Here is a 22,295-nt window from a genome sequence, read left to right as displayed (position 1 = left end):
CTGCCCGTCGACGCCATAGAAGAGCGCCGGCCCTCCCGTTTGTGGCGCCACCGGCGACGGCTCTGCTTTTGCGCCCATCCATGCTGCGTGTCGGCTTCCCCGCGGCACGGCTATTTGGCATCATGAACGAACCTTCGGCTGGGCGGGATCGAAGACATAAGATGAATGGCCCAAGCGGTCTCAGGTTGGCGACCTGCTTCGGACTGGCGGTTGTTCTGCCCGCTGCGCAGACACCGCCAACGGCGCATCCGCGGGACGAATGGCGTGTCATTGCCAAGGAATGTCGCGACGTCTTGCCTGCGCAGGCAAAGATACGGGCGTGTCTCAATTTACTGAGCGATCAGCGGCTCGCGCCCGCCTACCTTGCGCCGATCAACGCCGAGATCTCGAGCACGTTCCAAGGCCTGCGGGACTACGGCAACGCCATCAAATACAAGAACATCGAAATCGCGCACGCCAATACCGCGGTGGAGCAACCTTCGGCTTCCAGCGAAGCGCTTCCCGCAAGTTTTGGCGCGATGTCCCTGCGTTACCTGGAGCTGGGTACACTCCAGTCGCTCAATCGCCTGGCCTTCTTCGACAGTCAGTCGGATGAAGCGCGCCGAGACGCAACTGAAGAGCAAAGCAACTACAACCAAGCGCTTTCATACAACCCGATGAACTACAGGGCTATCGGTACCGGGCTGAAATTCGCAGCCTGTTCTGCGATCGCGCGTCTGCTGCCCAGGACATGGAAGCCGCGGTCAGGTTTGCTGAACAGGCTGGTGATCAGGACGCCGCTCGGGACTACAAGCATGTCACGCTCAGCGCTTGCATTCCGGCCTGGCGCCGGGACTAGTTTGCGAAACCCGTCCGTCGCCACCCGGCAAAATAGCGCCGCGCCAGACCATCCCGACCGAACCGAAAGGTATCAAAAAACCTGCGAAATCGAAGTCGACCATCTGGAAGCCTTGCGCAAAATGCGACAGAATGTCGCAGCAATTCGGTTCCGTCGATAGCCCCACCGGCGGCCATTTGCCCCGCTTTGGACGCTGCGGGCCAATCAACCAAAAGTCGAATTGAGGCCACAAGGCATTGTTTCAAGTGCGCTTTGGCGACCAATCCTGCCGTGGGCGGCAAGCCGCCTGCACCGGAGCCATGGAGTCTCAGCACCATACAATCAAACTTAACGAAAATTGAGATTCTGGTTCCCCAAAAAATAGCTACCTGCGGTTTACACAACCGTAGGGTTTGTCAGTCCATTTCGGAAACGGGATGCGCGGATATCCCGCATGTTCAGTAGTCGAAAGGTAGAACAATGAAAGCAGTTTGCATTTCGTTCCTTAAGGACGAGACCGGAGCCACGGCCATTGAATACGGCCTGATCGCCACCGGCATTGCTATCGCCATCATCGCTGCGGTGAAGGGCGTCGGAACGGCGCTGAGCGGGACCTTCAACTCGGTGAGCAGCTCACTGAAATAATCGGAAGCTATGGACAGCGTTCTCAGCGCAACCATGGCCAGGCACCGGGCGGTTTCCTGTGTCCGTCCCGGTGCTGCTCCATCGTCGGCCCGCTGAACAGCCGACCTGTTGAAGCATGAATGACGATTGCGGATTCGAATTTCCTTCGACGCGCGCCCTGCATGTTGCTTGATCATCGCGAGCCGCAGGCAGTCTGCCCTCCCTAGCCTCGCTGTAGCATTGTCAAGGACCGCAGCTCATGACCGCGGGCTGTCGGAAAGTTGGAATGTCCCTCCCGATTTGCGCGCCGGTCGTAGCGGCGTCTAACACCCCAACTCAACTGGTGAGCGCGGCTGCCCGGATGTGGCTGGCGACAGCCCTGGCGCTTGCCGTCGTGCTGCTCGTGCCGTTCTTCGTCGTCGATGTTCCACCGGTCCTGGACTATCCGAACCACCTCGCGCGGTTCTTCATCCTGGCGCATCCCGACGATCCAGTTCTCTCGAAAATGTATGCGCCGCACTGGACCGTCCTGCCCAATCTCGGCGTCGACCTCATCGGCGCTGCACTGCTGCGCATGACCGATGCGCACACCGGTGGTCGGATGCTGCTGGCCTTGTCCCTGATGTCTCCGGTGGCCGGGGCCATCATCTACCATCGGACCGTGTTCGGTACGCGTTCCTACTGGCCGCTGGCGTCGGGACTGGTCGCCTACAATGCGTGCTTCTTCCTGGGCTTCATGAACTACCTGCTGTCGCTTGGCCTGGCGCTGGCGGGCGCGGCTGCCTGGATCGCGCTTCGTCGGCGGGATCGTTCGGGCTGGAAGGCGGTCGCCGGCGCGGTAGCGGCGATCGTGACCTTCTTCAGCCATATCTTCGGGCTCGCGTTGCTGTTCCTGCTGATTGCAGCAGACGAAGTGGCCGAGCTCTGGAGGAGGCACGAGTCGGGTACACTCACGCCGCGCGCCTTCCTGAAGGCCGCCGTCCCGATGCTGGTCGCTCTCGGACCCGTCGTGGTGCTGTACGGCATGAGTCCGTTCGGCGACAAGGCCACGACGTTCGGTGCCTGGCGGGCCATTTCCAAAGTCATGAGGCTCGTAAGTCCATTCATGACGACGAGCGTCGCTCTGACACTCGTGACCACGGTCGCGGTTGCCGTTGTGCTGATCGCGATGCGCCGCCGGATCACGTTTGCCCCGGGACTGCCGCTCGTTCTGGCGGTGCTGGCGATCGTCTACGTCGCCGCGCCATTGCGGCTAAAGGGCGGCTCCTTCATCGATCTGCGCGTGGCGCTGATGTTCGCCCTGCTGTTGTTCGCGGGCATTCAACCGCGGATCGCACGGCGCGAGGCAATGTTCGTCGCGTTCACTCTGGCGGCCCTGATTTGCGTCCGCTCCGCCTATGTCGGGGCAACGTGGATCGATCACCGCAAGGACGTCGCCGATCTGCGGGCTGCGATCGCCAGTGTCGAGCCCGGCGCGCGCGTGCTGGTTGCAACGGGATATCAGGGAGAGGTGGCGCAAGCCGATCCCGAGCGCAGGGCCCTGTTCGGCATTTACCGATTGACCGGACACCTCCCCGCCTTGCTGGCGATCGAACGCTCGGCATTTTGGCCGACCCTGTTCGCCGATCCTTCGCAACAGCCGGTGACCGTGTTGCCGCCATTCCGTCGGATTTCGACCCCGTTGGGGGAGCCGCTGGACTGGAGCACGCTGGCCAGCGAACGATATTCCGAGGAGACGTTGCAGTTTGCGCCGTACCTCGCCCGCTGGCGCGCCGATTTCGACTACGTGCTGCTGATTGATCCAACGCCCGAGCCTGAGCATATAGCGAAGCTGTCGTCGCTCTACGATGGCAACTTTGCGAAGCTCTATCGGATCGATCACTGATCCATCGCCGCGCTCGCAGCAGCTCCCGGTCAATGATGCGACGCCGCGGCGCCGATCGCGAGGCCGCCAGTTGCGGCAGCCGCGCGATCGATCACCTCGCGACGGGATCCACCCGTTCAGGCGCGCTGCACTCTCAGCAGCGGCCGCGGAAAGGCCTGCGCGCAGGCGACGCCGAGCAGCGCGAGACCGCCGCCGATGACGTGGAACGGCCTGACCGGTTCTCCCAACATCACGATCGCGGCGGCGGCGGTCAGCACCGGCAGCAGGTTCATGAAGATCGCGCAGCGGTTGGGGCCGAGTTGCGCGACGCCGCGGATCCAGAGGAACGGCAGCACGACCGAGGCCAGCGCGCCGGCGTAGACGATCAGCGGCAGTGTCGCAGCGTTGACCTGGCGCAGCGGCGCCGGCGTGGCGAGGAAGGCGGGAAACATCACGGCCAGCGCGCACAGCGCCTGCATGTAGGTCGACTGCCATCCGGTGATCGGCAGATTCCACCGCTTCAGCAGCACGCCGTACAGCGCGTAGACGATCGCGGCCAGCAGCATCAATGCGTCGCCGGCATGCACGCCGTTGCGCAGCAGTGATGACAAATCACCGCCGCTAACGAGATAGATCAGGCCCGCGAACGACAATGGCGCGCCGCAGATCATGCCGAACGTCGGCTGCTCGCCGAGCAACGCGGCACTGAGCGCGACGGTCAACAGCGGCGTCAGCGCGGTGAACACCGCCATGTTGGTCGCGGTCGTTGTCTCGGCCGCCAGATACGACAGGCTCTGGAACAGGCACATCGCAAGAAAGCCAAGGATCGCGAGCGGACCGAGATGCGGCCAGATCGCAAGGCGGTTGCGCCAGACGGCGCGCGCCACGAACGGAGACATCAACAGGACCGCGACCAGCAGGCGATAGAAGGTGATTGCCTGCGGACCGATGGTGTGCGCCGACAGGCGGGACACGATAACGTTGCCGGCCCACAGCACGATGGCGACGAAGGGATAGAGAAGTGCGGCTTTCTGCTTGAACATGATCTGATCGCGGGGTTCGAGGAATACCCGCCAGCAACTAGCTGTCGCATGATGGTCCGTCTCACGCTAGAATGACCCAACCTAGCGAAATTGGGACATTCGAGATCAAGACGTGTTCGACGAGCTGATCACACGGCACCTCGACTATCACGCCACGGCACGGCCGATGGCGGCGATGGAGATCGATTATCCGAGCGGCGCCTCGACTGGACTTCACGCGCATCCGCGCGGCCAGCTGCTCTACGCCATCGAAGGCGTCATGATCGTGCGCTGCGCCGAGGGCACCTGGGTGGTGCCGCCCAATCGCGCGGTGTGGCTGGTGGCTGGGCTGGAACACGAGGTCCGCATGTGCGGCGCGGTCAAGATCCGCACCGTGTTCGTCGACGCCGGCACGGCGCCGAATCTGCCGCAGACCAGTTGCGTGTTCACGGTCTCGCCGCTGCTGCGCGAATTGTTCGTCGCTGCGATGCGTGTCCCGCTCGACTATGCGCCCGCGACCAGCGACGAGCGCCTGATGCTGGTGCTGCTCGACCAGCTGCGCGAGGTCGATGTGCTGCCGCTGCATCTGCCGATGCCGCGCGACGAGAGGCTCGCGCGGATTTGCGAGGCGCTGGTGAGCCACCCGGACGATGCCTCCACTGCCGAGCAGTGGGCGCGCCGGCTGAAGTTGACGTCGAAGACCGTCCATCGCCTGTTCGCGAAGGAAACCGGCATGACGTTCGGCGAGTGGCGTCAGCAGGCCCGCCTGCTGTTCGCGCTCGAGCGCCTCGCGCGCGGCGCGCGGGTGGTCGATGTCGCGCTCGACGCCGGCTATGCCAGCCAGAGCGCGTTCACTGCGATGTTCCGCCGGCATTTCGGTGTGCCGCCAAACGCCTTCTATCGATAGGCCCTCACGGCGGAGAGCTAACGCTCGGCTGGCGCTGACTGGGCGGCCGGCCCCAGGATCCATTCCCTGAACGCCGCGATTTTCGGCAGCGACTGCCTGTTGTCGGGACAGACGAGATAATAGGCGAATTCCTCCAGATGCGCGGTGTCCTGCAATTGGATCAGTTCGCCGCGCGCGATCTGGTCTGCGACCATCGCCGCCGGCAGCAGCCCCGCACCCTGCCCCGTCAGCACCGCCTTCAGCAGCAGGCTGCCGTCATCGAACGAGGGGCCGCGCGGCGTCCGAACCTCCGCGATGCCGTTGGCCTGAAACCACAGGCTCCAGCCCTTGCGCTCGGCGTCATGCACCTGCGGCCAGCCCGCGAGCTCATCGGGAGATGCCGGCCGCCCGAGCCGCTCGACCAGCGATGGCACGGCCACCACCACCATCTCGACCGTGACGACGCGATCGCTGCGCAGCCCCGGATAACGGCCAAGGCCGTGGCGCACCGCGATGTCGACACCGCTGCGCGAGAAGTCCACCAGCGTGTTACCGGTGACGATCTGAAGATCGATCTCGGGATGCGTATTCTGAAATGACGCCAGGCGCGGCACCAGCCAGGCCGATGCGAAGAATGGCGTGACGCTCACCGTCAGCGTGCCGATATCGACAGATGCGGTGACACGGCGCGACGCATCCGCGATCTGGCGAAAGGCATTGCGGATCGACGGCAGATAGTCGCGACCGGCGTCGGTGAGATAGATGCCGCGCGGCACCCGCTCGAACAGTTTCACCCCCAGATGGGCTTCGAGGGTCTTGAGCATCTGGCTGACCGCGCCCGGCGTCACGCACAGCTCCTCGGCCGCGAGCTTCACCGAGAGGTGGCGGGCGGCGGACTCGAACGCCTTGAGCGCGTTCAGGGGTGGAAGCCTGCTCTCCATGATTTAGATTTTCTAATCCAAAATTCGCAGCAAATCTGGTTTGCCAACCTGGTCTTCTGCGCGCTCTATCAGCCTATCCTACTGCTGAAAGCCTCGTCAACGCAGAGCATTCCTAGCTGAAAAGTTAGATTTTCTAATCTTTCGATGCCTCCCAGCGACGGCTTTCAGTTCACGCATGAAACCAGGACAAGGCATGTTTGAGGTCCCCGATAGATTAGACCTGCGCGAAGTCAGCGCAGGTAGCCCCGCCAGCAGACTCGTCGATCGCATCAACGCGTCGCAAGCCGGCGCCCTGCCCGGCCTGCTGGGCTTTCGCTGGATCGAAGCCGAACGCGGCCACATCCGCGGCCGCTTCGACATCGCCGCAAAGCACTTCTCGCCGCACGGACTGTTACACGGCGCGAGCATCGTCGCGTTGGCGGATACCGCGTGCGGGTTCGGCTGCCTCGCGTCCTTGCCGGACAGTGCCATCGGCTTCGCGACCGGCGAGTTGAAGACGAATTTCATCGGCGCAGCGCGCGAAGGCGGCGTGAGCTGCGAGGCGCGCCTCGTTCATGCCGGGCGCACCACCCAGGTGTGGGATGCCGAGATCCGCAGCGAGACGACCGGCAAGACGATCGCGTTGTTCCGCTGCACGCAAATGCTGCTCTATCCGCCGGCCGGATCCAGTGACCGCGCGGTGCAAGGAGAACGATCATGAGGAGCGCCACCATGCACGCCAGACAACAACGCGCGAAGCCGTTCTACGGCTGGATGGTGGTCACGGCCGCCTTTGTCGTCACGTTCATCGGCTTCGGCAGCGCCTACACGTTCTCATCCTTTGTCGAGTCCTTGCAACGCGAGTTCGGCGCCTCGCGCGGCTCGGTGTCGCTGGTGTTCTCGTTCGCGGGCTTCCTGTATTTCGGCCTCGGCATCGTCTCGGGCCCGCTTGCCGACCGCTGGGGCGCGCGCCGGCTGGCGGCAATTGGAATGGCGCTGATCGGGCTTGGCATGGTGCTGGCGGGACAGGCGCAAACCATCCTTCAGGTCTACGCCGCCTACAGCATCGGGATCGGCGCCGGCGTCGGTTGCGCCTACGTCCCGACGCTGGGTGCCGTGCAACGCTGGTTCGTCCGGCGGCGCGGCTTTGCGTCGGGCCTCGCCGTCAGCGGGATCGGGGTCGGAACATTGGTGATGCCGCCGCTCGCCACCTGGCTGATCGCGAGCCTCGGCTGGCGCGATGCCTATGTCGTGCTCGGCGTCGTTGCCGTTATCGCCGGCATCGGCGCATCGCTCCTGATCGCGGACGATCCGCGCCGCTACGGCACCGGACCGGATGGCGACCCGCTCGATATGGCGTCAGGGCCGCCGCTGCGTCAGGGTGTTTCGATCCGGCATGCGGTACGCACCGCCCGCTTCGCGGGGCTCTATGCGGCCTGCCTGGTCAGTGCGTTCGGCGTGTTCGTGCCCTTCGTGCATCTGGTGCCGTTCGCGCTCGACCATCAGGTGACGCCGACGCTTGCCGTGCTACTGCTCGGGATGATCGGCGTCGGCAGCACGGCCGGTCGCTTCGTCCTGGGGAGCATCGCCGACCGGGTCGGCCGTGACGCGTTCCTGATCGCGATGTATCTCGGAATGGCCGCCTCGCTGGCGATCTGGGCGTTCGCCGGCGCATTCTGGTCGCTGACCGTCTTCGCGCTGTTGTTCGGCGTGTTCTATGGCGGCTGGGTCGCGATCCTGCCCGCCGTGGTCACCGACCATTTCGGCGGCCGCAATGTCGGCGGCATCATCGGCATCCTCTACACCAGCGTCGCATTCGGAACGCTGCTCGGGCCAAGCGCCGCGGGCTTCGCGTTCGACATCAACCACAGCTACCTCGTTCCGATTGCGATCAGCGCAGCCGCCAACCTGGTCGCCGCCCTCCTCGCAATGGCCACGATGCGAACCGCCTCGCCGATCGCTACAGTCACGCCGCGTTGATCCCCATGACCGTCGGTGGCATCAATGCTAGGTTCGGGGATCACCGCCCCCGCTGGTTCGAGCCACGGAGATCCCTCGCATCGCCATGACCAACGCCTGGAGCTACCGCCGCGCAGATCGAGACGACATCGTCGAACTGGCGGCGTGGTCCGGTGCCGGCTCGCCTGGCCTCAGGCCGCACTTCCATGACGAGAGCCAGATCGTCCTGGTGCTGTCGGGGGCGCGCGCCTTTCGCATCGACGGCGCGACCGTCACGGTGCCTGCCGGACATGCCGCGCTCATTCCCGCCGGAATGCTCCATGCGCCGCTGCCGACACCGGATCAGACGGTTTGCCTGAATGCCTATGTCCCAACGAGCCGCGCCGCGTCGTCGCTACGGATCATCAGCGTCGGGACACGGCTTCGGCGCTTGGGTGAGATATCGCCCGAGCACATGCTCGGGATCACCGGCGACATCCTGTCGCGTGAGCCGTCTCCCCCGATGCAGCTCACCGGCAGGGCGAAGCTCGGCACCGCCCTGACGGGAAGCACCGAGCCGATCGGCGAGATCGCGGCGGGCTTCGGACGCAGCCGGGAAGGCTTCAGCCGCATGGTGAGGCGCGAGCTCGGCGTCTCGCCGCATGCCTTCCGCCTGCTGGCCCGGCTCAATCGTGCCCGGCAACTGCTGCGCGCCGGCGAGCCGATCGCAGCAGCGGCGGCCGATGCCGGCTTTGCCGACCAGAGCCATCTCACCCGTCTGTTCCGCCGCACCTTTGGCACCACACCCGGCGTCTACTGGCGTGACTGATGACGCGTCACAGACGTTCCAGACGGGCCGGCGCTCCACCCGCTAGCCTGCTCACCCTCAACGAGGGTGATGCATGGATCCCCAGACAAGTCTTCTGCTGCTCGCGGCCGGCGTCGCGGGAGGCGTCATCAATGCATTGGCGGGCGGCGCAACGCTGATCACGTTTCCGGCGATGCTGGCGGCCGGCCTGCCCGCCGTCATCGCCAACGCATCGAATGCGGTGGCGATCTCGCCGGGGCACCTGATCGCAGCGCTAGCCGACCGCGGCAAGATCCCGCCACCGACGCGGCGCCTGCTCGGCTTCATCATCGTCTCCACGCTTGGTGGCGCAATCGGCGCCGGCGTCTTGTTGCTGCTTCCCGAACGGCTGTTCGTCCTGCCGGTTCCGGGGCTGATCGCCTTCGCGACGTTGCTGTTTGCTTTCGCGCCGCAGATCCAGGCCTGGACCATCGGACGGCAGGCCGGCGCGGCCTTGCCCTCGACCGGCATCAGCAGTGCCGTGCTCGGACTCGCGTGCGTCTACGGAGGCTTCTTCGGTGCCGGGCTCGGCGTCATCCTGACCGCGGTGCTGTCGATCACGGAGCCCAACGACATCAGGGCGATCAAGGCGTTGAAGAACCTGCTCGCGACCTGCGTGTCGCTCGCCGCCACCGTGATCTTCATCGTGCAAGGCGCGGTGCGATGGCCGGAGACCGTAGCCATGCTGATCGGCGCGATGATCGGCGGTTATGCGGGAGGTCACCTGATCCGGGTGCTTCCCGCGACCGTCGTCCGGCAATTCGTCATTGTGGCCGGGGCGGTGATGACCGTGATCTACGCCGCGCGATACTGGCTCTAGTTGGAGCGAGGGAGCCGAGGCTCCCAGCTCGATCGCGAAGACTTAACTTAGTGCGTCGTCATCCAGGCGCGGGCTTCGCGCTGGGCAGCCGCGATCTCGACATCGGACATCTGCTCGGCGACCTCCCGGCGGTACGAGATCGCGTCGGTGCGCCCTTTGAGCGCCGCCAGGTTGAACCATTTGTGCGCCGCGACGAGGTTGACCACACCGGACCGGCCGCTTGCCCAGTACATGCCGCGCTCGAACAGCACGTCCTGGATCGCGGTCGCAGCAACCGGGATGGCAGCTTCCTGATCGATGACCCCCTGAAACATTGTCGTCATTCCCCTTTTTGTTGTTGGCCGCCCTCCCCCGAGCGCGGCCCCCGTCCACTGTTCAAACGCCCTGTTATGTCCGCGCTGACCTTCGTCATGCGCCGCGCCGATCCGCTGGATCACCGCTCGCCGGTTGCCGGCTTGTTGGGATGATCATGGCCCATCAAATTTGAAGAGCGGTTTAAGTATCGCGATGAACGGGATGTAAACCGGCAGCGCCGGGAAGCTTTGCCGGAATCGCAGAAGTGCCTGTGCCGCAGGCATTTCCGCACATTCGTGAACGCCGGTTTACCCTGGCGTTTCGGACATCGATAACCATGGCGGACATTGGCCCTGCGCGTCGGCCGGTCCAAATCGGCAACCGGTCTTCGAATCGACGGAGGGGCGCACGTCCCTCTTGCCGACGCAGGACAGCGAGCGCGGCCGGCACGCGCACAACAACGCACGGCCGTCGAGGCTCGACATCGATTTAGAACTGGAATGGGGGAATGGATACCGGGGCGCGGACTGCGCAGGCCGCCGGAACGAGGGGGTCGGCGAACACGTCAGGACCAGATTTCAACGCGGCATTCTCGCCGGTGAAACTGCGGAACCAAGCGGGCTCCGCACCGAACGAAGAAATCTCTGTTTCTTCTGCCGGACCGGTTTTGGGAAGGTTACCCTCTCCGAAATTCGATCCAGCCGTTTGACCTGATGTCTCGCCGACACCCTCTTTCGTCAGCCAGAGCCTTGGGGTGGATGTGCCTCTCAGCAGTCCGTCCGATGGCTCTCGCGACGTGCCGGCATCAAGCCGCCGGCAATCCTCTCAAGGCGAGAGGCTTACTTCTTCTTCTTGGCGACCTTGCGGGTCTTCTTCGCAGTCTTCTTCACTGCGCTCTTCGCCTTCTTCGCCTTCGCCTTCTTTGCCTTCTTAGCCATGTTGCCCTCCAGTATGTGAGATGGCTCTACGCTGCGTGCACTCGGGAATCGATATGCACTACTTCCCGAATACACCAACAGACCAAAAAAAACAGTGTCCCGCTTAAGGAAGTGTTGACGCAGCGATGGCAGTGCGCGCAGCGCGCGTCGCCGGAAAACTTGCCGACGCGTTCAAGCGTCAATGCGAGAAACGCAATCGCGTCCGACATCGGAATTTGTCAACGTCGTCGGAAACCACTTGTATTGTAGGCAATTCGTGAATTCGCATTCGAACACGCGACGCACGATCGCGGTCGCGCTGAGTCGAACGCGCTTGCGCGAAACGGCGCGCCGCAACCTCCGAGTCGCAATTTTTGGCAACGAAAAAAATTTCGTGGGTAAGCCAACTTTTGCCTCGTCTGAGGTCATCCGAACCCGATTCCCGGTCGAATCGTGGATCCCGCGATTCGGCACCGACGGCATCATCGAGGCGACAAAGGGAGGCCGTGAGGCGAGATCACGCTGCGTTCACGCGCGCGCGACGACGCTAGATGCGATCACGCGAGAGCATGATCCGGTTGGATCAAACGCCAAGGACAACATCATTGTCCTGTTGGTTCAGATGCCGAGCTTGGACTTCAGAAGGTCGTTGACCGACTGCGGGTTGGCCTTGCCGCCCGACGACTTCATCACCTGGCCGACGAACCAGCCGACCAATTGGGGCTTCGCCTTGGCCTGCTCGACCTTGTCGGGATTGGCCGCGATGATGTCGTCGACCACCTTCTCGATCGCGCCGAGGTCGGTGACCTGCTTCATGCCGCGCGTTTCAACGAGCGCGCGCGGATCGCCGCCCTCCTGCCACACGATCTCGAACAAGTCCTTGGCGATCTTGCCGGAAATCGTTCCCTCGCCGATCAGGTCGACGATCGCGGAGAGTTGCTGTGCCGACACCGGCGAGGCTGCAATGTCGACGCCTTCCTTGTTGAGCCGACCGAACAGTTCGTTGATCACCCAGTTGGCGGCGAGCTTGCCGTCGCGCGCCTTGTCGGCGAGGCCCGACAGCACCGTCTCGTAGAACTCTGCGCTCTCGCGCTCGGCGACCAGCACGCTTGCATCATAGGGCGACAGACCGAAGCCCGTAATAAACCGGGACTTCTTCTGGTCCGGCAGTTCCGGCAGCTGCGCCTTGAGATCGTCGACGAAGGCTTGACTGAACTCGAGCGGCAGGAGGTCGGGATCCGGGAAGTAGCGGTAGTCGTGCGCCTCTTCCTTCGACCGCATCGAGCGGGTCTCGCCCTTGTTCGGATCGAACAGCCGGGTTTCCTGGTCGATCGTGCCGCCATCCTCGATGATCTCGATCTGACGCCGCGCCTCGTACTCGATCGCCTGACCGATGAAGTTCACCGAGTTCATGTTCTTGATTTCGCAGCGGGTGCCGAGCGCGGTCTCGCCGTAACGGCGCACCGAGACGTTGACGTCGGCGCGCAGGCTGCCCTTCTCCATGTCGCCGTCGCAGGTGCCGAGGTAACGCAGGATCGAGCGCAGCTTGCTGACATAGGCCTTGGCCTGCTCGGCGTCGCGGATGTCGGGCTTGGAGACGATCTCCATCAGCGCGACGCCGCAACGATTGAGGTCGACATAGGACATCGTCGGCGACTGGTCGTGCAGCAACTTGCCGGCGTCCTGTTCCAGATGCAGCCGCTCGATCCCGATCGTGACGTTACGGCCGCCGTCGAGTTCGAGCGACACCTCGCCCTCGCCCACGATCGGCGACTTGTACTGGCTGATCTGGTAGCCTTGCGGCGAGTCCGGATAGAAGTAGTTCTTGCGGTCGAATACCGAGCGCAGATTGATCTGGGCGTTCAGCCCGAGACCGGTGAGCACCGCCTGGCGGACGCACTCCTCGTTGATGACAGGCAGCATGCCCGGCATCGCGGCATCGACCAGCGAAACGTGCGAGTTGGGCTCGCCGCCGAACGCGGTCGACGCACCGGAGAACAGCTTCGAGGACGAGGTGACCTGGGCATGGACCTCCATGCCGATCACGACCTCCCAATCGCCGGTGGCGCTCTTGATCAGTCTGTGCGGGGCGGCGGATGCGGTCATGGATCTCGTTGTCCGGATAAAGTGATATCTGGGATGCTAATGGGCTTCGCGCAACCAACCGCGCCAGTCAAGCCGCCTTGCGGCCCCTCGTCGGCCGCGCCGTCGCATGCGGCGCTGCTCAGAGCCCGCGCCGGAACTGCTGAAAGGCCTTGCTCGCGCGCAGTGCGTCCGCGCCGCCCGTGATCAACTGGTCGACCTGCTCCGGCGGCAGCGAAAGCCGGGTCGGGATGGCGTTCAGGATGCCGGCACGCTCCGGTCCGAGCCGGTCGAAGCCCAGTCGCTCGACATAGATCGCGACATCGCCGCATTTCCAGCCGGGCCCGACGCCGAGACGGCTGCGATCGGCCGCCGACAGTCCGCACCGCCAGTGCTTCAGCTTGCCCGACCAGTCGTTGGCAAGCGCGGTGAAGGCCGCGTAGCTCGATCGCACGCTGGCATCGATCGCGGTGTCGGCGGCCGCCGACACCAGTTCGACGCCGCTCGGCCCTTCGAGCGTCTGCACGAAGTCGCCGGAGATGCCGCGGCCGGCGTCGACCACCAGGAACAGGATGCGCTTGAGCTTGGCCGCTTGCCGCTCGCTCAAGGGCTCGTAGGGACGCTGCGCCGCGAGCAAGCCGATGCTCAGCCCCGACAGGCCGTAATTGTCGACCAGCCCGCCATCGAGCAGCTTGACGTAGCGCATCGAGCCGTCGCGGTAGCGTGCCTGGGCCTCGGCATAGGAGCGCAACAGCGGCTGCGCGTTCGGATCGTTGCGTACCCGTTCGAGCCAGGGCGGCAGCGGCGCCGCACAGCCGCCGGGGAAGGTTTCCAGCACGATCGGCGCGAACGCCAGCGGCACCGCCGCGGATGCCGCCACCGCTTCGGCGACACGATAGGAGCGGATGTCGCTGCACAGCGCATCGAATGAGGTCTTGCCGAACACGAACGGCGTGCGGTTGTAGATGTCGGATGCGTTGATCCAGACCCGCGGCCGGCGGTCGTCGGGCAACGCCTCGAACCGCGCACCGTTGAACAGATTGCGATCGAGCCAGTCGGTGAATTGGCTGTCGTTGACGCCGCCACCCAGTGCGCGTCCGATATTGCCGAGCGAGATCTGGGTCTTCAGGCCTTCCTCGGCGTTGCGCAGCAAGAAGCGTTCACGAAAATCATCGAGCGCCGCACGCCGCTTCAATCCGAAATAGGCGGCGGTGATTGACCCGCCGGAGACGCCGGAGACGAAGTCGACGCGATCCAGCAGCGTCTTGGTGCCGGCGGCACCGGAATGCACCCGATCGAGTTCCTCCAGCACGCCGAACGAAAACGCCGCCGCGCGGGTGCCGCCACCGGAGAACGACAGTGCGAGCAGCAAATCATCTTCATAGGTCGGAAAGTCGCGGGCACTGCTGTTGTCGGCAAGCGCGGCGCCAAGCGGCACGTTGCCCGGCAGGTTATAGACGGTCGCGCAGCCGGCAAGGCCCGCCGCCACCACGGCCACCAGCATCGCTGACAGCCATCCCCCTATCCCCGACCCACGCACGAAATACTCTCTTTGCCGCTGGCCCCCGCCCGGTTCACCAGCCTATCACGGCCAATCTGGGCGGCGGCATGGCGGCCGAAACAGGGTTAATGTTCGCGGTGCCGAGACACCGCATCTGGTACCGATCGTTCAGGCCAACAACGCGGCGACGATCCGTTCCCACTCGGCCTCGACCATGTCCTTGGCGACCGGCTGGCCGGCCTGGCGATACCAGTAGCCGGCATTGCCGAGATCGCCTTCGACGCGATGCAGATAAGCGTGCACCCAAGCCGAACTGGCATCGCTCTCATTCATCACGATGCGGTGCGCCTGGTCCCAATCGCCCTTCGCCGCCCACCACAACGCCGCGAGCGCGGGCGACAACGTCGAGTCCGGCACAGCGTCATGCAGGCTGGCGCGGAACTCGGCCATCGCTCACCACCATTTCGCCGGCGTGAAGCGGCCGGCAGCCTGCTCGATCACCTCGCCGAGCGAGAACAGCGTCTCCTCGTCGAACGGCCGGCCGATCAGTTGCAGGCCGAGCGGCAAGCCCTGGCTGTCCTTGCCCGCGGGCACCGCGATGCCGGGCAGGCCCGCCATGTTCACGGTCACCGTGAAGATATCATTGAGATACATCTCGACGGGATCGGCGCCGCCCTTCTCGCCGATGCCGAACGCGGCTGACGGCGTCGCTGGCGTCAGGATCGCGTTCACGCCCTTGGCGAAGCAGTCCTCGAAATCCTTCTTGATCAGCGTACGCACCTTTTGTGCGCGCAGATAATAGGCATCGTAATAGCCGGCCGAGAGTACATAAGTGCCGATCAGCACGCGACGGCGCACCTCGTCGCCGAAGCCGTCGGCGCGGGTGTTCTCGTACATCTCGATGATGTTCTTGCCCGGATCGCGCAATCCGTAGCGCACGCCGTCATAGCGCGCGAGGTTTGACGAGGCCTCGGCAGGCGCCACGATGTAATAGGCCGGCAGCGCGTATTTGGTGTGCGGCAGCGACACCTCGACCAACTCGGCGCCGGCGGCCTTCAGCCACTGCGCGCCTTCGCTCCACAGCTTCTCGATTTCGGCCGGCATGCCGTCGAGCCGATACTCCCTGGGGATGCCGATCTTCATGCCCTTCACGGACTTGCCGATCGCTGTCTCGTAGTCCGGCACCGCGATGTCGACCGATGTGGTGTCCTTGGGATCGTGCCCGGCCATCGAGCGCATCAGGATCGCGGCATCGCGCGTGGTGCGCGCGATCGGGCCGGCCTGGTCGAGCGAGGATGCGAACGCCACGATGCCCCAGCGCGAGCAACGGCCATAGGTCGGCTTGATGCCGACGGTTGCGGTGAACGCAGCAGGCTGGCGGATCGAGCCGCCGGTGTCGGTCGCGGTCGCGCCCATGCAGAGCGACGCCGCCACCGCCGAGGCCGAGCCGCCGGACGAACCGCCTGGCACCAGCGTCGTGTTAGAGCCTTCGCGGCGCCACGGGTTGGTGACCGGACCGAAGAACGAGGTCTCGTTCGACGAGCCCATCGCGAACTCGTCATTGTTGAGCTTGCCGAGCAGCACGGCGCCGTCGCGCCACAGCTGCGAGGTCACCGTCGACTCGTAAGGCGGGATGAAGTTGCCGAGGATCTTCGAGCACGCCGTGGTCCTGATATCGCGGGTCGCGAACAGGTCCTTGATGCCGAGCGGGATGCCGGCCAGCGGGCCGCCCTCACCCTTTGCGATTTTCTCGTCGGCCGCCTTCGCCATCTCGCGGGCGCGGTCAGGTGTTTCGAGCACATAGGCATTGAGCACCCGCGCGGCCTCGATGGCGGCGAGATGCGCATCGGTCAGCTCAACGGCGGTGAAAGACTTGCTCGCCAGGCTCTCGCGGGCCTCGGCGATCGTCAACGATGTCAAATCGGTCATTTATTTGTTGATCGGGCTGCAGAAAAACGGAGACAGGGTCTTGTCGTTGGCGGGATCGTCCAGGCGCGCCCTGTTTGCCTTGGCGTTCTCCTTGGCACGCTCGGCGTCGAGCGCCTCGAGCTGGTCGAGCACGGCGTCGATCGCCTCATTGGGATCGGCGACCTTCCCCTTGCGCTCCATCACATCGAGGAAATCCATATAGGCCTTGTAGGCCTTCTCATCGTCGCAGAGCAGACACATTGGACTTTGTCGCTTTTGTTTGATGCGCTTCCGGCATCCAGTTCGCTCGAAAACACCAGGCGAGTGTTACTCGACCACCTTCGGCACCAGGAAGAAGTCGTTCACGGTATCCGGCGCGTTGCGGACGATGACATCGGCGATCTCACCGTCATTGACCACATCGGCGCGCTTCTTCATCTCCATCGGCGTCACCGAAGTCATCGGCTCGATGCCGTCGATATTCACTTCCGACAGCTGCTCGACGAAGGCCAGCATCGCGTTCAGCTCGCCCTGGAGATGGGGAACTTCGGCGTCGCTGACCGCGATCCGCGCCAGATGCGCGATGCGACGGACGGTCGTGGCGTCTACGGACATTATATAGGGCCTCGGGTGGTCAGGCTGAAAGGTCAGCCTGCCGTATAGCAGAGGCCGGTTTTGCGCCGCAACCGCGCTGGAAACCGGGGCAAAATCAGCCCGCCAGCTGCCCCATCCGTGCCAGCGCCGCCCCGGCCAGCGCCCGGGTCAGCTCGGCGGCCGGCATTTCCTTGCCCATCCGCACCGCCTGCCCGGCCCAGAGATTGGTGAAATCGACCTTGCCCTGTTTTTCGGCAGCCGCCTTCAGGGGCCCGAGGGCGGTCGCCGCGTGCGGAAATGCCGGCGCATCCGGTGAGATCGGGCCGACCTCGCGCATCACCCGGTTGGCGACGCCACGCGCCGGGCGCCCGGTCATCACGTTGGTGATGACGGTCGATTCGTCGCTCGCCTGCGCCAGCGCGACACGGCCCTGCGGGGTCACCTTGGATTCCGGGCAGCGCAGATAGGCCGAGCCGATCTGCACCGCGGATGCACCGAGCGCGAACGCCGCCGCGATCCCGCGCCCGTCGGCAATGCCGCCGGCGGCGACGACCGGCACCTTCACCGCATCCACCACCTGCGGCAGCAGCGAGAACGTGCCCGGCTGTTCGGAGATATTCTCGGTCAGGAACATGGCGCGATGGCCGCCGGCATCGGCGCCCTGCGCGATGACGACGTCGGCACCGTTCTCTTCCAGCCAGATCGCCTCCTTCACCGTGGTCGCCGACGACATCACGATGGCGCCCGCTCCCTTCACCCGCTGGAGGAGCTTTGGCTCAGGCAGGCCGAAATGGAAGCTGACGACCTCGGGCTTCAATTCCTCGACCACGGCGCAGAAGGCCGCATCGAACGGTGCGCGGTTGGCGGCGTTGATCGCCGCATCCGGATCGAGGCCATGCTCGCGAAAATAAGGCGCCAGCCGCTGCCGCCATCGCGCCTCGCGCGCCGGATCGGCGTCGACCGCCTTGTGGCAGAAGAAGTTGAGGTTGACCGGCGCGGAGACGCGCTGGCGGATGATGTTGACCTGCTCGCGGGCCTTCTCGGCCGACAGCATCGCGCATGGCAGTGAGCCGAGCCCGCCCCCTTGCGCCACTGCGATCACCAGCTCGGCATCCATTACGCCCGCCATCGGCGCCAGCACGATCGGGAATTCGGTCTTGAAGCGATCGATCAATCGACGGTCTGGCCACATGGTGTGCCTCGCACTTGTTCAGGTCAAAGAGGAAGAGAGTTGCGCCTGCCGTGCAGCGATTGCTCGGCCTCGGCGACGATGCGGCCGACGATCTCGGCCGCGGGAACGATATCATGGATCAAGCCGACGGATTCGCCGGCGAACACCGCGGCGATGTCGAAATTGCCCGCCTCCCTCGCGGCGGCATATTCCACCGCGATCTCATCCGCCCGCTGCATCAGCTCGATCTCGCGGCCGCTCCAGCGCCGCGAATGATCGTTGGAGAGCGACCGCGCGGTGAACGGTGCCGGCCACATCAATTTGCGCGACCAGTCCATCACCACGCCGCGCACCGTCTCGCCGCTCTTCGCCGCGCGGATCAATTGCTTCGCCCGCTCCGGCGCATCAGCTTCGAGGCTGGCATAGAAGCGCGTGCCCATCAGCACGCCGGAGGCGCCGAGCATCATCATCGCAGCCAGGCCGCGGCCATCCGCGATGCCGCCCGCCGCGACGACCGGTACCCGCCCTGCCGCGAAATCGATGATCGCAGGCACGATGTCGAGCGTGGTGCGCGAGGCGCCATGACCGCCCGCCTCGGTCCCCTGCGCAATCAGGATATCCGCGCCGCAATCGAGCGCTTGTTGAGCGAGTTCCTCATTCTGCACCTGACAGATCAGCAGCGCGCCCGCCGCCTTGATGGCAGACGCGAACGGCGCGGGATCGCCGAACGACAACATCACCGCGCGCGGCCGCGCCGCCAGCGCGATGTCGATCAGTTCGGGCTGCTTGGCGAGGCCCCAGGTGATGAAGCCGATGCCGAATGGCCTTGCGGACCCCTTCAGCTTTGCGGTTTCTGCCTCAAGCCAGGCCCTGTCTCCGTAGCCACCGCCCAGAATGCCGAAGCCGCCCGCCTCGCTCACCGCCCTGACCAGCCGGCTTCCCGCGATCATCGCCATCGGCGCCGCCAGGATCGGATGTTCGATGCCCAGACGCGCCGTCAAGTCGGTGCCGATCGGCATGCGTTGCTCCCTGATCTGGACTTGCTGTTCTGGACTCGCAGCTTAAGCCGGCCTAACATTCTCCGAAAATGAATACTAGAGAACGCTACCATCTCTAAAATAAAACGGTGATCCCAGATGGAATTGACCGACCTGCTCACCTTTTCCACGGTCGCGCGGCTTGGCGGCATCACCCGGGCCGCCGAAGAGCTCAATACCGTGCAGTCCAACGTCACCCAGCGCATCAAGGCGCTGGAGGCCGAGATCGGCACCCCACTGTTCGAACGGCACAGCCGCGGCATGTCACTGACCGGCGCCGGCCGTCGCTTGCTGCCCTATGCCGAACGGATGGCGGCGCTGTCGCGCGAGGCCGTGCTCGCCGCGCGCGACGATGGCGAGCCGAAGGGCCCGTTGTCGATCGGCTCGATGGAAACCACTGCCGCGGTGCGACTGCCGACACTGCTGGCCGAGTTCCACCGCCGTTATCCTGCCGTGCGCCTGAGCTTGCGCACCGCGACAACCGCCGATCTCGTCGCCGCCGTGCTCGACGGTTCGCTCGATGGCGCTTTCGTCGCCGGCCCGATCGAGCACGCCGACCTGTCAACGACATCAGCGTTCACCGAGGAACTGGTGCTGGTCACCGCGCCGCGCTGGAAATCGCTCGCGGCGCTACGCGCCGGCACCTCGGAGTCGGGTCCGACCGCGCTGGTGTTCCGCACCGGCTGCACCTACCGGCAGCGTCTCGAACAGGTGTTCACCGAGTTCGGCTGGCCGTCTGCCGTCCGCTTCGAGTTGGGCACGCTCGACGGCATGGTCGGCTGCGTCGCCGCCGATATGGGGGTCACCCTGCTGCCGCGTGCCGTCGTCGAGCGCGATCATGTGCTCCGCGACGTCAACATCCACAGGCTCGGCTCGCAACACGCACATGTCGAGACGCTGTTCATCCAGCGCCGCACATCGCATCAATACAGTCCCTTGCAGGCGCTTGCCGCGTGCCTCGGCAACGACGACCGGGTGATTGCCGCCTGACCGGCGTTTTCGCATGGCGCCAGCCCGCCGCCGGACTTTGCCTCGGCGCGTGGCCGCGTGCTAAGCGCTAGCGCCATGCCCGCCCTCATCCTTCCCCTGATCGAAGCCGCGCCGCACTGGCCCGATCGCGGTGCGCTGATCGGCCTCGACCTCGGCACCAAGACCATCGGCGTTGCGGTCTCCGATCCGGACCGGCGGCTCGCCACCGGCGTCGAGACCATCCAGCGTAAGCAATTCAAGACCGATGCGGCGCGGCTGCTCGCGATCGCGGCCGAGCGCAACGCCGCGGGCTTCGTGCTCGGCCTGCCGATCAACATGGACGGCAGCGAGGGCCCGCGCGCGCAATCGACCCGGGCCTTTGCCCGCAATCTCGCAGGCCTCACCACGCTTGCGATCGGCTTGTGGGACGAGCGGCTCTCGACCGCCGCGGTCGAGCGCGAGCTGATCGGGATGGACGTCAGCCGCGCCCGCCGCGCCGAAGTGATCGACGAGCACGCCGCGATCTTCATCCTGCAAGGCGCGCTCGACCGCCTCGCCAAGCTGCGCGGAGACCGCTGACCATGGCCGTGGTGATCGCGGCCCTGCTGCCGGTGTTCCTGCTGATCGTGCTCGGCTTCATCCTGAAGCGGACGCTGATGCGGCTCGACAGCCAATGGCACGGGCTGGAGCAGCTCACTTACTATGTTCTGTTCCCGGTGCTGCTGGTGCAGACGCTGGTCAAGGCCGACCTGACCAAGGTGCCGGTTGCCGGCGTCGGCGGCGCGCTGCTGCTCGCGGCGCTCGTGATGTGCCTGTTCTGCCTTGCGCTGCGCGGCCCGCTCGCCCGTGCCGGGGTCGACGGCCCGGCCTTCACCTCGATCTTCCAGGGCGCGACCCGCTGGCAGACCTATGTCGCGCTGTCGGTGTCGCGCAATCTCTATGGCAGCACCGGCCTCGCGCTCGCCTCGGTCGCGATGGTCGCGATCATCCCGCTGGTCAATGTCTTCAGCGTCGCCGTGCTGGCGAAATATGCCTCGTCGGAGAAGCGATCCGTCGGCGCCATCGTGATGACGGTGCTGAAGAACCCGTTGATCTGGGCCTGCGTGATCGGCCTCGCCATCAATGTCGCGCACGTCCCGCTGCCGCAGCTCTGGCACGACGTCGCCGACGCGCTCGGCGGCTCGTCGCTGGCGATCGGCCTGCTGGTCACCGGCGCCGGCCTGCATCCGGAAGGCATCTTCCGCCCCAGCCTCGCCGCCAGCGTTGCTTTGGTACTGAAGCTCGTGGCGATGCCCGTGCTCACGGTTGCGCTCGCGGTGTGGTTCGGCGTCACCGGCTCCAATCTCGCCATCGTCGCGGCTTGCGCCGCGGTGCCGACCTCGCCGTCAGCCTATGTGCTGGCGCGCCAGATGGGCGGCGATGCCCCCCTGCTGGCCCAGATCATCACGCTGCAAACCATCCTGGCGGCGGTCACGATGCCGCTCGTGATCGCCGCGGTCGGACCGTAAGCGAAACACTGCGATGGCGCAGATCATCTTTCTTCATGGCGCTTCGAGCAGCGGAAAATCGACCATCGCGAAACCCTTGCAGGCCCGCATCGAAAAGCCGTTCTGGCATATCTCGATCGATCACCTTCGCGACTCGGGCGTGCTTCCGATGAGCCGCTTCCAGAGCGGCGAATTCGCCTGGAAGGACGCGCGGCGAGCGTTCTTCGATGGCTTCCACGCCTCGCTCGCCGCCTACGCGGATGCGGGCAACGACCTCATCCTGGAGCACATCCTGGATACCGAGGGCTGGCTGGAGACGCTTCGCGACCTGCTGGCCGGCCACGACGTGTTCTTCGTCGCCGTGCATTGCCCGCTCGATGTCCTGATCGAACGGGAGCAACGGCGCGGCGACAGACCCGCAGGCAGCGCGAAACGCGACTACGAGACCATCCACGCCGGCAAGGCCTACGACCTCGAGCTGGATACGGCCGACGGTGTCGACGCCAACGTCGAAAGGCTCCTTGCAGCCTGGCGGTCCGCAAAACGCTCTTCGAGTTTTCGTTCGAACGCCTGAACGTCCGGCTGCTCCCCGCAATG

General features: G+C 65.1%; 23 protein-coding genes. 12 read left to right on the top strand and 11 right to left on the bottom strand.

Going from position 1 to position 22,295, the window contains the following annotated elements; all coding sequences use genetic code 11:
* Positions 1 to 161 precede the first annotated feature (161 nt).
* The 3 genes from B2W55_RS20665 to B2W55_RS20655 all read left to right on the top strand — a co-directional run bounded on the left by B2W55_RS20665 (position 162) and on the right by B2W55_RS20655 (position 3,326).
* Positions 162 to 998 carry a hypothetical protein gene (locus B2W55_RS20665; RefSeq protein ID WP_244468643.1) on the top strand — a complete coding sequence of 279 codons (837 nt, stop codon included), beginning with the start codon at positions 162 to 164 and terminating at the stop codon, positions 996 to 998.
* Positions 999 to 1,297: 299 nt separating this feature from the next.
* Positions 1,298 to 1,462, top strand: a complete 165-nt coding sequence (locus B2W55_RS20660; protein ID WP_024582063.1) for a Flp family type IVb pilin — start codon at positions 1,298 to 1,300, stop codon at positions 1,460 to 1,462.
* A 265-nt stretch (positions 1,463 to 1,727) separates the two neighbouring features.
* Positions 1,728 to 3,326 (top strand): hypothetical protein, encoded by a 1,599-nt coding sequence (locus B2W55_RS20655; RefSeq protein ID WP_244442231.1) that lies wholly within the window; start codon positions 1,728 to 1,730, stop codon positions 3,324 to 3,326.
* A gap of 116 nt (positions 3,327 to 3,442) precedes the next feature.
* Here the strand turns inward: B2W55_RS20655 and B2W55_RS20650 are convergent, their stop codons facing one another.
* Positions 3,443 to 4,348, bottom strand: coding sequence for a DMT family transporter (locus B2W55_RS20650; protein ID WP_024582065.1), 906 nt, complete (start codon positions 4,346 to 4,348; stop codon positions 3,443 to 3,445).
* Positions 4,349 to 4,460: 112 nt separating this feature from the next.
* On the opposite strand from B2W55_RS20650, the gene B2W55_RS20645 reads away from it, so the two are divergent.
* Positions 4,461 to 5,234 (top strand): AraC family transcriptional regulator, encoded by a 774-nt coding sequence (locus B2W55_RS20645; RefSeq protein WP_024582066.1) that lies wholly within the window; start codon positions 4,461 to 4,463, stop codon positions 5,232 to 5,234.
* 17 nt (positions 5,235 to 5,251) lie between these two features.
* On the opposite strand, the gene gcvA is transcribed toward B2W55_RS20645, so the two are convergent.
* Complete coding sequence (gene gcvA / locus B2W55_RS20640) at positions 5,252 to 6,154, bottom strand: transcriptional regulator GcvA (RefSeq protein ID WP_029879306.1); 903 nt, start codon at positions 6,152 to 6,154, stop codon at positions 5,252 to 5,254.
* Between the two features lie 193 nt (positions 6,155 to 6,347).
* Between gcvA and B2W55_RS20635 the strand changes: the two genes are divergently transcribed.
* The 4 genes from B2W55_RS20635 to B2W55_RS20620 all read left to right on the top strand — a co-directional run bounded on the left by B2W55_RS20635 (position 6,348) and on the right by B2W55_RS20620 (position 9,738).
* Positions 6,348 to 6,854 (top strand): PaaI family thioesterase, encoded by a 507-nt coding sequence (locus tag B2W55_RS20635; RefSeq protein WP_024582068.1) that lies wholly within the window; start codon positions 6,348 to 6,350, stop codon positions 6,852 to 6,854.
* Positions 6,851 to 8,113, top strand: a complete 1,263-nt coding sequence (locus B2W55_RS20630) for an MFS transporter (RefSeq protein ID WP_029879309.1) — start codon at positions 6,851 to 6,853, stop codon at positions 8,111 to 8,113. The genes B2W55_RS20635 and B2W55_RS20630 overlap by 4 nt, the downstream gene beginning before the upstream one ends.
* Positions 8,114 to 8,198: 85 nt before the next feature.
* Complete coding sequence (locus B2W55_RS20625) at positions 8,199 to 8,900, top strand: AraC family transcriptional regulator (protein WP_024582070.1); 702 nt, start codon at positions 8,199 to 8,201, stop codon at positions 8,898 to 8,900.
* Positions 8,901 to 8,973: 73 nt separating this feature from the next.
* Entirely contained in the window at positions 8,974 to 9,738 is a 765-nt protein-coding gene (locus B2W55_RS20620) for a sulfite exporter TauE/SafE family protein (protein ID WP_024582071.1), read from the top strand.
* A 47-nt stretch (positions 9,739 to 9,785) separates the two neighbouring features.
* On the opposite strand, the gene B2W55_RS20615 is transcribed toward B2W55_RS20620, so the two are convergent.
* The 9 genes from B2W55_RS20615 to B2W55_RS20575 all read right to left on the bottom strand — a co-directional run bounded on the left by B2W55_RS20615 (position 9,786) and on the right by B2W55_RS20575 (position 19,239).
* Complete coding sequence (locus B2W55_RS20615) at positions 9,786 to 10,052, bottom strand: hypothetical protein (protein ID WP_024582072.1); 267 nt, start codon at positions 10,050 to 10,052, stop codon at positions 9,786 to 9,788.
* 1,515 nt (positions 10,053 to 11,567) lie between these two features.
* Complete coding sequence (gatB, locus tag B2W55_RS20610) at positions 11,568 to 13,055, bottom strand: Asp-tRNA(Asn)/Glu-tRNA(Gln) amidotransferase subunit GatB (RefSeq protein WP_024582073.1); 1,488 nt, start codon at positions 13,053 to 13,055, stop codon at positions 11,568 to 11,570.
* Positions 13,056 to 13,173: 118 nt separating this feature from the next.
* Positions 13,174 to 14,535 (bottom strand): patatin-like phospholipase family protein, encoded by a 1,362-nt coding sequence (locus tag B2W55_RS20605; RefSeq protein ID WP_024582074.1) that lies wholly within the window; start codon positions 14,533 to 14,535, stop codon positions 13,174 to 13,176.
* 165 nt (positions 14,536 to 14,700) lie between these two features.
* Positions 14,701 to 14,982, bottom strand: coding sequence for a hypothetical protein (locus tag B2W55_RS20600; protein WP_029879313.1), 282 nt, complete (start codon positions 14,980 to 14,982; stop codon positions 14,701 to 14,703).
* A gap of 3 nt (positions 14,983 to 14,985) precedes the next feature.
* Positions 14,986 to 16,461, bottom strand: coding sequence for an Asp-tRNA(Asn)/Glu-tRNA(Gln) amidotransferase subunit GatA (gene gatA, locus B2W55_RS20595; protein WP_024582076.1), 1,476 nt, complete (start codon positions 16,459 to 16,461; stop codon positions 14,986 to 14,988).
* Positions 16,462 to 16,701: a hypothetical protein gene (locus B2W55_RS20590; RefSeq protein WP_024582077.1), complete on the bottom strand. Its 240-nt coding sequence runs from the start codon at positions 16,699 to 16,701 to the stop codon at positions 16,462 to 16,464. It abuts the gene before it with no gap.
* Between the two features lie 66 nt (positions 16,702 to 16,767).
* Positions 16,768 to 17,055 (bottom strand): Asp-tRNA(Asn)/Glu-tRNA(Gln) amidotransferase subunit GatC, encoded by a 288-nt coding sequence (gatC, locus tag B2W55_RS20585; protein ID WP_024582078.1) that lies wholly within the window; start codon positions 17,053 to 17,055, stop codon positions 16,768 to 16,770.
* A gap of 94 nt (positions 17,056 to 17,149) precedes the next feature.
* Positions 17,150 to 18,226, bottom strand: coding sequence for an NAD(P)H-dependent flavin oxidoreductase (locus tag B2W55_RS20580; RefSeq protein ID WP_024582079.1), 1,077 nt, complete (start codon positions 18,224 to 18,226; stop codon positions 17,150 to 17,152).
* Between the two features lie 23 nt (positions 18,227 to 18,249).
* Positions 18,250 to 19,239: an NAD(P)H-dependent flavin oxidoreductase gene (locus B2W55_RS20575; protein WP_256372054.1), complete on the bottom strand. Its 990-nt coding sequence runs from the start codon at positions 19,237 to 19,239 to the stop codon at positions 18,250 to 18,252.
* 102 nt (positions 19,240 to 19,341) lie between these two features.
* Between B2W55_RS20575 and B2W55_RS20570 the strand changes: the two genes are divergently transcribed.
* The 4 genes from B2W55_RS20570 (at position 19,342) to B2W55_RS20555 (ending at position 22,272) form a co-directional block, all read left to right on the top strand.
* Positions 19,342 to 20,232 carry a LysR family transcriptional regulator gene (locus tag B2W55_RS20570; protein WP_024582081.1) on the top strand — a complete coding sequence of 297 codons (891 nt, stop codon included), beginning with the start codon at positions 19,342 to 19,344 and terminating at the stop codon, positions 20,230 to 20,232.
* Positions 20,233 to 20,307: 75 nt separating this feature from the next.
* Complete coding sequence (ruvX, locus tag B2W55_RS20565; RefSeq protein ID WP_024582082.1) at positions 20,308 to 20,790, top strand: Holliday junction resolvase RuvX; 483 nt, start codon at positions 20,308 to 20,310, stop codon at positions 20,788 to 20,790.
* 2 nt (positions 20,791 to 20,792) lie between these two features.
* Positions 20,793 to 21,719: an AEC family transporter gene (locus B2W55_RS20560; RefSeq protein WP_024582083.1), complete on the top strand. Its 927-nt coding sequence runs from the start codon at positions 20,793 to 20,795 to the stop codon at positions 21,717 to 21,719.
* A gap of 13 nt (positions 21,720 to 21,732) precedes the next feature.
* Positions 21,733 to 22,272 carry a chloramphenicol phosphotransferase CPT family protein gene (locus B2W55_RS20555; protein WP_024582084.1) on the top strand — a complete coding sequence of 180 codons (540 nt, stop codon included), beginning with the start codon at positions 21,733 to 21,735 and terminating at the stop codon, positions 22,270 to 22,272.
* Positions 22,273 to 22,295: the final 23 nt, after the last annotated feature.

Origin of the sequence: Bradyrhizobium sp. UBA2491 (genome assembly GCF_002341725.1) — a bacterium.
Classification (GTDB): Bacteria; Pseudomonadota; Alphaproteobacteria; order Rhizobiales; family Xanthobacteraceae; genus Bradyrhizobium.
This window is presented reverse-complemented; position numbering and strand designations above follow the sequence as displayed.